The following is an 11208-nucleotide window of genomic DNA, read 5'->3' on the forward strand; positions in this document are numbered from 1 at the left end:
GTCCGGCAGGGGAGAGGGGGCCGGGAGAGCTCGCCGGCAACCTGGGCGCCGACCCGCTCCGCGACCCGGAGACCGCGATCGACCTGGCCCGGCGCTGCGTCGCCGACCTCCCGGGTCTGCGGGCGGTCGTCGTGGACGGCACGCCCTACCACGACGCGGGCGGCAGCGACGCCGAGGAGCTCGGCTGCTCCGTCGCGGCGGGGGTCGCGGCCCTGCGGATCCTGACCGGCGCGGGTCTCACCGTCGACGAGGCGTTCGGGCAGCTGGAGTTCCGCTACGCCGCCACAGCCGACCAGTTCCTCACCATCGCCAAGCTCCGCGCCGCGCGCCGGCTCTGGGCGCGCGTCGCCGAGGTGTGCGGGGCCGCGGCGTCCGGGCGCGGGGCGGGGCAGCGGCAGCACGCGGTGACCGGCTCGGCCATGATGACCGCCCGCGATCCGTGGGTGAACATGCTCCGCACCACACTCGCCTGCTTCGCCGCCGGGACCGGCGGGGCCGACGCGGTGACCGTGCAGCCGTTCGACGCCCGGCTCGGCCTGCCGGACGCCTTCGCCCGCCGCATCGCGCGCAACACCCACGCGCTGCTCGTCGAGGAGGCCGGGGTGGCCCGGGTGATCGACCCGGCCGGCGGCTCCTGGTACGTCGAGCGCCTCACCGAGGAGCTGGCCGGGAAGGCCTGGGAGTGGTTCCAGGAGATCGAGCGCGCCGGCGGCATGGCCGCGGCCCTGGAGTCGGGGCTCGTCGCCCGGCGGACCGCTGCGACCTGGGAGCGGCGCTCGGCGAACATCGCCCACCGCCGCGACCCGATCACCGGGGTGAGCGAGTTCCCCGACCTCGCCGAGCGGATCCCCGTCCGCCGGGCCAGGCCCGGCAGGGCCGGGGGTGTCCGCTACGCCCAGGAGTTCGAGGCGCTCCGCGACCTGGCCGACGCCCAGGAGAGCAGGCCGAAGGTGTTCCTGGCGACCATCGGGCCGGTGGCCGCGCACACCGCCAGGGCGTCGTTCGCGGCGAACCTGTTCCAGTCCGGCGGCATCGCCACCGTGACCGCCGCGGCCGCCGCCCCCGGCGCGGACCCCGCCGCGGCCGCCGCGCCGGGGGTGGACCCCGGCCGGATCGCCGCCGCGTTCACCGCCAGCGGCGCGGAGGTCGCGTGCCTGTGCTCCAGCGACAGGCTGTACGGCGAGCACGCCGAGGCCGTGGCCGCCGCATTGAGACAGGCGGGGGCGCGGAAGGTCTGGCTGGCCGGGAAGGGAGAGTTCGCAGGCGTGGACGCCAACCTCCATGCCGGGTGCGACGCGCTCGGCGTGCTCCGCACGACCTTCGACGATCTGGGGGTGGCTCGATGATTCCCGACTTCTCCGGAATCGGGCTGAAGGGTGAGCCCGTGACGCCGGACCCGGCCGGATGGGCGCGGGCCGTACGGGAGGCCACCGGCAAGGGGCCGGAGGACCTGGTGTGGGAGACGCCCGAGGGGATCGGGGTCAAGCCGCTCTACACGGCCGGCGACCTGGCCGGGCTGGACTTCCTGGAGACCTACCCGGGCGCCGCGCCGTACCTGCGCGGGCCGTACCCGACCATGTACGTCAACCAGCCGTGGACCATCCGGCAGTACGCCGGGTTCTCCACCGCCGAGGAGTCCAACGCCTTCTACCGGCGCAACCTGGCCGCCGGGCAGAAGGGCCTGTCGGTCGCCTTCGACCTGGCCACCCACCGCGGCTACGACTCCGACCACCCGCGCGTGGCCGGCGACGTCGGCATGGCCGGGGTGGCCATCGACTCCATCTACGACATGCGGCAGCTCTTCGACGGGATCCCCCTCGACCGGATGAGCGTGTCGATGACCATGAACGGCGCGGTGCTCCCGGTGCTCGCGCTCTACATCGTGGCGGCCGAGGAGCAGGGGGTGGCGCCCGAGCAGCTCGCGGGGACCATCCAGAACGACATCCTCAAGGAGTTCATGGTCCGCAACACCTACATCTACCCGCCCGATCCGTCGATGCGCATCATCTCGGACATCTTCTCCTACACCAGCGAGAGGATGCCGAAGTTCAACTCGATCTCGATCTCCGGCTACCACATCCAGGAGGCCGGGGCCACGTGTGACCTGGAGCTGGCCTACACCCTCGCCGACGGGGTGGAGTACCTGCGGGCGGGCGTCGAGGCGGGGCTCGACGTCGACAGGTTCGCGCCGCGCCTGTCGTTCTTCTGGTGCATCGGCATGAACTTCTTCATGGAGGTCGCCAAGCTGCGGGCCGCCCGGCTGCTCTGGGCGCGCCTGGTGTCCGGATTCGGGGCGAAGAACCCCAAGTCGCTGTCGCTGCGGACCCACTCGCAGACCTCCGGCTGGTCGCTCACCGCCCAGGACGTGTTCAACAACGTCGTGCGCACCTGCGTCGAGGCGATGGCCGCCACGCAGGGCCACACCCAGTCGCTGCACACCAACGCCCTCGACGAGGCCCTGGCCCTGCCCACGGACTTCTCCGCGCGGATCGCCCGCAACACCCAGCTCCTGCTCCAGCAGGAGTCCGGCACCTGCCGGGTGATCGACCCCTGGGGCGGGTCCTACTACGTCGAGCGGCTCACCCACGAGCTGGCCCGCAGGGCCTGGGGGCACATCGAGGAGGTCGAGGCCGCCGGAGGCATGGCCAAGGCGATCGGTCAGGGCCTGCCGAAGCTCCGCATCGAGGAGGCCGCCGCCCGCACCCAGGCGCGCATCGACTCCGGGCGCCAGCCGGTCATCGGCGTCAACAAGTACCGGCCCGACGCCGACGAGGCCATCGACGTGCTCAAGGTCGACAACACCTCCGTCCGGGACCGGCAGCTCGACAAGCTCCGCCGCCTGCGTGAGGAGCGCGACGCCGGTCAGGTGGCCCAGGCGCTGGAGGCGCTGACCAAGGGCGCGGCGGGCGACGGCAACCTGCTGGCGCTGTCCATCGAGGCCGCCCGCGCCAAGGCCACGGTCGGGGAGATCTCCGACGCGCTGGAGCGGGTGTTCGGGCGGCACGCCGGTCAGGTCCGTACGATCTCCGGGGTGTACCGCGAGGAGGTGGGCTCGGGCGTGGACGAGGTCCGTACGGCGTGCGCCGAGTTCGAACGGCTGGAGGGCCGCCGCCCGCGGATCCTGGTGGCCAAGATGGGCCAGGACGGCCACGACCGGGGGCAGAAGGTGATCGCCACCGCCTTCGCCGACCTCGGCTTCGACGTCGACGTCGGCCCGCTGTTCCAGACGCCCGAGGAGGTCGCCCGCCAGGCGGTCGAGGCCGACGTGCACGTGGTGGGGGTCTCCTCGCTGGCGGCGGGGCACCTGACGCTGGTCCCCGCCCTCCGCGAGGCGCTCGCGGAGCTGGGCGCCGGCGACGTCATGATCGTGGTCGGCGGCGTCATCCCGCCGGGCGACTTCGAGGAGCTGCGCGCCGCCGGAGCCTCCGCGATCTTCCCACCCGGCACCGTGATCGCCGACGCCGCCCGCGGCCTGCTCGCCGACCTGCTCACCCGGCTGGGCCATGACGCGGACGCTTGACGACTACCTCCGAGGGGTGAAGGAGGGCTCCCGGGCGTGGATCGCACGGGCGATCACGCTGGTGGAGTCCTCCAGGGCCGACCACCGGGACCTGGCCCAGCGGCTGCTGGTCGAGCTCACCCCGCTCGCCGGGAAGGCGCGCCGGATCGGCGTCACCGGCGTGCCGGGCGTCGGCAAGTCCACCTTCATCGACGCCCTCGGCGTGTACCTGACCGGGCAGGGCCACCGGGTGGCGGTGCTCGCCGTCGACCCGTCGTCCACCAGGACGGGGGGCAGCATCCTCGGCGACAAGACCAGGATGTCCCGCCTGGCGGCCGACCCGGCGGCCTTCATCCGGCCCTCGCCCACCTCGGGCACCCTGGGCGGGGTCACCAAGGCGACCCGGGAGGCCATGGTCGTGGTGGAGGCGGCGGGATACGACATCGTGCTCGTGGAGACCGTCGGCGTCGGCCAGTCGGAGACCGCCGTCGCCGACATGGTGGACACCTTCCTGCTGCTCGCCCTGGCCAGGACCGGCGACCAGCTGCAGGGCATCAAGAAGGGCGTGCTGGAGCTCGCCGACGTGATCGCGGTCAACAAGGCCGACGGCCCGCACGAGCTGGACGCCAGGAGGGCGGCCAGGGAGCTGGCGGGGGCGTTGCGGCTGCTCCGCTCCGAGCGGGCGGTGCCGGTGCTGACCTGCAGCGGGCGCGAGGGCACCGGCCTGGAGGAGCTCTGGGGGCAGCTCGTCCGGCGCCAGGACGCCATGGCCGCCTCCGGCGAGCTCGCCGCCCGTCGCCGGCGCCAGCAGGTCGCCTGGACCTGGTCCCTGGTGACCGAGCGCCTGCTGTCCAGGCTCCGCGCGCACCCCGAGGTCGCCGCCATCACGGCCGAGGTCGAGCGGGACGTGCAGGCCGGGCTCCTGACGCCCTCCCTCGCCGCCGACCGTCTGCTGGCGGTCTTCAAGCACTGACGCGGAGAGCCCGGCAGAATTGGCCGGATCCGGCCAGGGGGCGCGTGAATGTGCACTCATGACTACGTTGCGTGACTTTTAGTCAAAAATCGAGATGCCGAATTCGGTCTATACCACATGGAATCTCGGTTAATTACGCAATTGTTTCGCGCATCAGTGGATCATTGCTCTACTTCAACCTTGATCACAGAGAGTGGAACATGGAATACTTCGCCCGAAGAGTCATGAAACACGTAATAAGCACTCTTTAGCTACGCGAGTGTGAGAAGGCGCATGGCGAGGCGCGGGAAGGTCGTGGAAGGGCTGCCGGTCGACCGGCCCTGACCTGCCCCCGTGCGGGGATCGGCCACACCGGAGTGGCCCGGCCCCGGATTGCGCCCGCACCGCCCACGGGTCGCCGTGGGCGGTGATCACGCTGCGCGGATTCCGTCCATCAGTGGGGAGAGTCTGGCAATGTCGACCGATACGGCCGCCCGATCCGTCCAACGGCGAGTGAGGTCCGTTCCGATACACCGGGCCCTGCCGAAACTGGTCCGCGAGCCCGCGGGCGCGCTCGCGGAGTTCGCGCGGGAGGCGGGCGGAGAGATCGTCCGGCTGGAACTGGGGCCGTTCCGTCCCTACCTGGTCTCCCATCCCGACCACGTCCAGCAGGTCATGCGCCTGGAGTGGACGAACTACCAGCGGGTGGGGATGTTCTGGCGCCCGCTGGAGCGCCTTTTCGGGCACAGCATCATGGGTGACGGCGAGCAGTGGCGCATCAGCCGGAAGGTTCTGCAGCCCATGTTCACCACGCGGTACATCGCCACGATCTCCGAGGAGGTCTCCAGACGCGTCGCCGGGCGCATCGAGGAGTGGGACCGGTACGCCCGGGACGGGCGGAGTTTCGACGCCACCACCGAGATGTCCAACATCCTCAGCTACATCGTCAACCGGGTGCTGTTCGGCGACAAGCTGGACCGCGAGGACGGGGAGAGCATCATCCCCGCCTTCGACACGGTCGCCCACTCCCTCGTCTACCGGTTCCTCATGCCGTTCATGCCCTACTCGATCCGGGTGCCCCGCGACCGGGCACTCCTGAAGGCCGTCAAGCGGATCGACGACGTCGTGTATCCGATCGTGCGCAGGGCCATGGCCGCTCCCGACGACAGCACCGACGTCATCTCCGTGCTCTGCCGGTCCACCGACGAGAACGGCGACCCGCTCACCGTCACGCAGATCCGCGACGCACTGGTCAGCGTCTACGCCGCGTCGTCGGAGACCACCGCGATGGTCATCACCTGGGTGTGGCTGCTGTTGAAGGAGCACCCGCGGGTCGCGGCCCGGCTCCAGGCGGAGATCGACGAGGTGGTCGGCGACGGGCCGGCCCGTCCCGAACACCTCCCCGGGCTCGCCTACACCCGGATGGTGCTGCTGGAGACTCTGCGCCTGTACCCGTCGGGCTGGCTGCTGCCCCGGCAGGTCATGGAGGACGCGGAGATCGGCGGCGTGCGGATCAGGCGCGGCTCGACGGTCTTCATCTGCCCCTACGCCACGCAGCGGCTGGATGATTTCTGGGAGCGCCCGGACGAGTTCGACCCCGAGCGGTTCGCGACCGGCGACGGGGAACGCAGGCACAGGTACTCCTACTTCCCCTTCGGCGGCGGGCCGCACAAGTGCCTGGGCGAGCACCTCTTCTACGTCGAGGCGCCGCTCCTGGTCGCCTCCGTCCTCAGCCGGTTCCGCGTGGCGGTGCCCACCCCGGGGCCGTATCCCACGGGGTGGGCCGCCTCGTTGCGTCCCAGGCAGAAGGTCGATCTGGGCGTGTCCTTCGCAGGGCGCGACCGGGCTGGGGTGGCATGATGGCGGCCGACCCCGAGCACGGCGTCCGGCCGACGGCGGCGGAGTGCGGGGCGATCTGCGCGGGGGCCGGGCGGTCCCAGCGGGACATGCGGGAGTGGGCGGAGGCCTACCCGGGTCTTTTCTCCGCCAAGCCGTTCGACGCCGCCCTGTACAGCACGCTCTCGCTCGCCATGGCGTTCAGCGGGCCGTGGTTCACCGCCGAGCAGCTCCGGATGGCGAACAAGGTCTCCCTCTGGGCGTTCGGGCTGGACTGGCTCGTCGACTACGTCGCCGCCTCGCGGCAGGAGGTCGAGGAGATCGCCCGGCGGTGCGCGGACGTGGCCGCGGGCGCCGCCCCCGTCCCCGGCGACGACCTCACCCGCATGCTTGCCGGCATCCGCGACGAGCTCGCGTCCTCGCCCGCGTTCCCGGAACTCGGGCCGGTCTGGCTCGACGAGCTGCGGCGCATGCTGGAGGGAATGCTCGTGGAGTGGCGCTGGAAGAGCGACAAGGCAAGACCGTCGTTCGAGGAGTATCTCGGCAACGCCGACAACCTCGGCTTCTCCTTCGTCTTCGCCGCCCACTGGATCCACGTCACCGGCCACGGCCCGGTCGCGGACGTCGACCGGGTGCGCGAGGCGGGCCGGGCCGTGCAGCGGGTCATCCGCCTCCTCAACGACCTGGGCACCTACGAGCGGGACCTCGCCTGGGGAGATCTCAACGCGCTCCTGCTCGGCGGCGGCCGCGCAGAGGTCGAGCGGCGGATCGCCGAGCTCGCGGCCCGGAGCAGGGAACTGATCGCCCCGCTGCGTGCCGCCCATCCGGAGCTGGCCGGTTACATGGAGCGGCAGATGGACTTCTGCGCCGGGTTCTACCAGGTCGGCGACTACTGGGGGACGCTGTGAGCATCGACGGACTGTCCGCGCCCCCGGCCTCCGCCCTCCCGCCGTCGCTCTCCCCGGCGCCCGGCGTCCCGGCCTCCGCTCTCCCGGAGGAGAGCGGCGTGGCCAGGGAGGCCCGCGAACTGGTCGCGGGACTGCTGGCCGTGCCGTGGGGCCAGGTGTCTGCCTCGCCGTACGAGACCGGCCGGGTGGTGAGCCTGGCGCCGTGGCTGGCCGGGCACGCCGAGCGGGTCGGTTTCCTGCTCGCCGGCCAGCGCCCGGACGGGGGCTGGGGCGCGCCCGGCGGCTACGGCCTCGTCCCCACGCTGAGCGCGGTCGAGGCGCTCCTGGCCGAGTGCCGGAGGGAGAGTCCCTGCGCCGATCCCGGCCTCCTGGCCGCGGCGGCCGGGCGCGGGCTGGCGGCCGTACGGGGCTGGGAGGCCGCGGGCCCGGGAGCCGCGCTGCCCGACATGCCGGCGATCGAGCTCATCGTGCCCTCCCTGCTCTCCCTGATCGACGGCCACCTCGACGGGCGGGGACCGCTCCAGGGGGTGAGCGGCGCCAAGCTGGCGGCGGTCAGGACATGGCTGGCGTCGGGCGCGGCGATCCCCCAGAAACTGGTCCACGCGCTGGAGGTCGCGGGCGGGGAGGCGATCGCCGTCTCCGGGGTCGTCCCCACGCCGATGCCCGGGGGGATGGCGGCCGTCGGGGCCTCTCCCGGGGCGAGTGCCGCCTGGCTGGCCGTGCCGCCCGAGCCCGCGGGAGGAGCGGCGGGCGGTGCCGCGCCGCGCGGCACGGGGCGGTCCAGCCGGGAGGGGACGCCCGTACAGCGGTACCTGGAGGCGGTCGTGGCCGCCTCCGGCGGACCGGTGCCGTGCACCGTCCCCATCACCGTGTTCGAACGCGGCTGGACGGTGAGCTGGCTGCTGCGCGCCGGCATCGCCGTGGACGTGCCGCCGGAGCTGGCCGCGAGCCTGCGCGACGGGCTCGGCCCGGAGGGCGTCGCCGCGGGGCCCGGATTGCCGGCCGACGCCGACACCACCTCCGTGGCCCTGTACGCGCTGGCGCTGCTCGGCGAGCCGCGCGAACCGGAGGGGCTGTGGCCGTTCGAGACGGAGGATCACTTCTGCACCTGGCGCGGGGAGGAGGGGATGTCCCTGACGACCAACGCGCACGTGCTCGACGCCTTCGGCGAGTATGTGCGCCGGTGCGGCGGGGAGCCCCGCCACGCGGCCGTGACGGCCAAGCTGGCGTCGTGGCTGCGCGGCCGCCAGCAGGCGCGGGGGAGCTGGATGGACCGCTGGCACGTCTCGCCCTACTACGCCACGGCCTGCTGTGCGATCGCGCTGAGCGAGTTCGGCGGCGAGGAGTCGGAGGAGGCGGTGGGCAGGGCCGTGGACTGGGTGCTCGGCACCCAGCGCCGGGACGGGTCGTGGGGCCGCTGGGAGGGCACCGCCGAGGAGACCGCCTACGCGCTGCAGACGCTGCTGCTGGCCGGTGCCGTACGCGGAGGGCGGTGGCGGGAGGCCGTGGAGCGGGGCCGCCGCCACCTGCTGGCCGGCCACGACCACGGAGCGCCGCTCTGGGTCGACAAGGACCTGTATCTGCCGGTGGCGATCGTCCGGGCGGCTGTTCTGGGCGCGCTTCATCTGGCGGAACGGACAATGAATCTTACGGGAGGGTAACTTACATTGAAAAATCGGCCGTAAATTCCTAAATAGGACAGAAGGCCACTTTGGTTGATCCCGTCTTGAGGGTATTTGATTACATTGCTAGGGTGCAGCGGGTGTGATGTGGGATGTCCTGCTGATCCGTGCGACGCGGCGACCGGTGGCGCATATCCATTGACTGTCGCAAAGCATGCCGTCTATTTTCTTTCTGCTTCCCGGGGTGGATGCCATGCGCTTGCGCAACGCGCGCTTGCGGACCAAAGTCACGGCACTGCTGGTGTCACTCACCGCGCTCTGGGCGTTCACCGCATGGGTGACGGTCCGTGACGGTCTGAACATGCTGGGTGTGGCCACCCTCAACTCCGACGTGGCCGACCCCAGCGAGCGGCTCATCGTCGAGCTGCAGGCCGAGCGGCGGCTCACCGCGATCACCCTGGGCGCGTTCGGCGCCGAGCGCCAGCGGCAGGAGGCGCTGGCCGCCCAGCGCAGGCGCACCGACGAGGCCGGCGCCAACTTCCGGGAACTCACCGGCGCCGACGGTGTGCGGCTGCTGGGTGGCGCGACCCTCGGGCACCGTATCGCCGAGACCCGCCGGCTGCTGGACGGCCTGACCCCCGTGCGCAAGGAGGTCGACGCCCGGCGGATGGACCGGACCCGCGCGGTCGCGGCGTTCACCGGCGTCGTCGACGCCATCTTCCGCGTCTACGACTCGATGGCCACGCTGGACGACGACGAGCTCGCCAACGACACCCGGACGCTCATCGGGATGAACCGGGCCCGGGACATGCTGGCCCAGGAGGACGCCATGATGGTGGGCGCCCTGACGGCGGGACGGCTCACCGACACCGAGCGCGTCCAGCTCACGCAGATCGTCGGCACCCGGCGCTTCCTGACCACCCAGGCGGTGGCCGATCTGCCCGCCGCGGACCAGGAGGCCTACCGGCGGCTGGCCGGCAGCGAGCAGTTCACCCGGCTGAGCGCCATGGAGAACCTGCTGATCACGGACGAGAGCGCGGTGCCCGCCGGACTGGTCGACGTCCGGCGGTGGAGCGCCGTCGCGCAACCGGCGCATTCCCGGCTGGCGGAGGTCGTGCTCGCGGCCGGCGCCGGGATCGTCGAGCGGGCCACCCCGGTCGCGGTCGGCGTCATCGTCCGGCTCTCGCTGGCCGGCGGACTGGGACTGCTGGCGGTCATCGCCTCCGTCGTCCTGTCCATCACCACGGCGCGGGCCCTGATCCAGCAGCTGGACAAGCTGCGGGTCGCGGCCTGGGAGCTCGCCAACCAGCGCCTGCCCTCCGTGGTGGAGCGGATCGGCCACGGCCAGGAGGTGGACATCGCCGCCGAGGCGCCGCCGCTGGAGTTCGGCGACGACCAGATCGGCCACGTCGGACAGGCGTTCAACGCCGTGCAGCAGACCGCGATCAAGGTCGCCGTCGAGCAGGCCCAGCTCCGGCGCGACATCGCCGACATCCTGCGCAACCTCGCCCGCCGCACTCAGTCGCTCGTCCACCGCCAGCTGAGCGTGCTGGACGTCATGGAGCGCAGGGAGAACGACCCCCAGGAACTGCGGGACCTCTTCCGTCTCGACCACCTGGCGACCCGCATGCGCCGCTACGCCGAGAACCTCCTGGTGCTGTCCGGTGCGGCTCCCGGCCGCGCCTGGCGCGACTCCGTCCCGATGATCGACGTGGTCCGCGGCTCGCTGGCGGAGATCGAGGACTACACCCGGGTGGACGTGCTGCCCCTGGGAGACGTCGCGCTGGACGGCCGGGCCGTGAGCGACGTCATCCACCTGGTCGCCGAGCTGGTCGAGAACGCCGCCTCCTTCTCCCCGCCCTACACGACCGTGCAGGTCAGCGGGCACATCGTGGCCCACGGGTATGCCATCGAGATCGAGGACCGGGGCCTGGGCATGAGCCCGGAGGACATCGCCGGGGCCAACGAGCGGATCGCCAACCCGCCCGAGCTCAAGCTGTCGGGCAACGCCCGCCTGGGACTGTACGTGGTCAGCCGGCTGGCCGAGCGGCACGAGATCCGGGTCACGTTCAAGGCCTCGCCGTACGGTGGCACGACGGTCGTCGTCCTGGTCCCGCAGGAGCTGATCACCGAACAGGCGGAGCCCGAGACCGTCGTCAGCGTCCCGCAGGCCCGCACCGCGGTCTCCGGCGGGTCTTCCGCCACCACCGCGCTCCGCGGACCGGGCGCCGGCCCGCAGGCGGTCACCGGTGGCGCCGGCCCGGCCGGCGTCCCGACCGGCGGGCCGTTCGACAGGCCGCTCGACGGGCACCTAGACGGCCCGTTCGACAGGAGGGAGAGGACCATCGAGGAGAGTCTCCAGGCGGCGACGCCACCCCGGCGGCGGGAGGC

At 72.3% G+C, this 11208-nt stretch carries 7 protein-coding genes; all 7 read left to right on the plus strand.

Features of this window, described 5'->3' with window-relative positions; genetic code table 11:
- Window positions 1-1346, plus strand: a 1346-nt coding sequence (locus tag CA984_RS38295; protein WP_086578282.1) for a methylmalonyl-CoA mutase family protein, incomplete at its 5' end; no start/stop codon positions are given.
- Complete coding sequence (gene scpA, locus CA984_RS38300; RefSeq protein ID WP_086578283.1) at window positions 1343-3520, plus strand: methylmalonyl-CoA mutase; 2178 nt, start codon at window positions 1343-1345, stop codon at window positions 3518-3520. The genes CA984_RS38295 and scpA, both read left to right, overlap by 4 nt.
- Complete coding sequence (meaB, locus tag CA984_RS38305) at window positions 3504-4472, plus strand: methylmalonyl Co-A mutase-associated GTPase MeaB (RefSeq protein ID WP_086578284.1); 969 nt, start codon at window positions 3504-3506, stop codon at window positions 4470-4472. The genes scpA and meaB overlap by 17 nt, the downstream gene beginning before the upstream one ends.
- 453 nt (window positions 4473-4925) lie before the next feature.
- A complete protein-coding gene (locus CA984_RS38310; protein ID WP_086578285.1) occupies window positions 4926-6311 on the plus strand; it encodes a cytochrome P450 in 1386 nt (461 codons plus the stop codon).
- Window positions 6308-7195, plus strand: a complete 888-nt coding sequence (locus CA984_RS38315) for a terpene synthase family protein (RefSeq protein ID WP_086578286.1) — start codon at window positions 6308-6310, stop codon at window positions 7193-7195. Before CA984_RS38310 ends, CA984_RS38315 begins: the two co-directional genes overlap by 4 nt.
- A complete protein-coding gene (locus tag CA984_RS38320) occupies window positions 7192-8856 on the plus strand; it encodes a prenyltransferase/squalene oxidase repeat-containing protein (RefSeq protein WP_086578287.1) in 1665 nt (554 codons plus the stop codon). The genes CA984_RS38315 and CA984_RS38320 overlap by 4 nt, the downstream gene beginning before the upstream one ends.
- Window positions 8857-9070: 214 nt before the next feature.
- Window positions 9071-11208 (plus strand): sensor histidine kinase (locus tag CA984_RS38325; RefSeq protein ID WP_086578288.1); only part of this gene is annotated, 2138 nt, incomplete at its 3' end.

Source organism: Streptosporangium minutum, assembly GCF_002149035.1.
GTDB lineage: Bacteria > Actinomycetota > Actinomycetes > Streptosporangiales > Streptosporangiaceae > Streptosporangium > Streptosporangium minutum.

Excerpts from the sequence above, each read along its gene's own strand:
- scpA (WP_086578283.1), top strand. The coding sequence starts at position 1,343 with ATGATTCCCGACTTCTCCGGAATCGGGCTGAAGGGTGAGCCCGTGACG.
- meaB (WP_086578284.1), top strand. The coding sequence starts at position 3,504 with ATGACGCGGACGCTTGACGACTACCTCCGAGGGGTGAAGGAGGGCTCC.
- CA984_RS38310 (WP_086578285.1), top strand. The coding sequence starts at position 4,926 with ATGTCGACCGATACGGCCGCCCGATCCGTCCAACGGCGAGTGAGGTCC.
- CA984_RS38315 (WP_086578286.1), top strand. The coding sequence starts at position 6,308 with ATGATGGCGGCCGACCCCGAGCACGGCGTCCGGCCGACGGCGGCGGAG.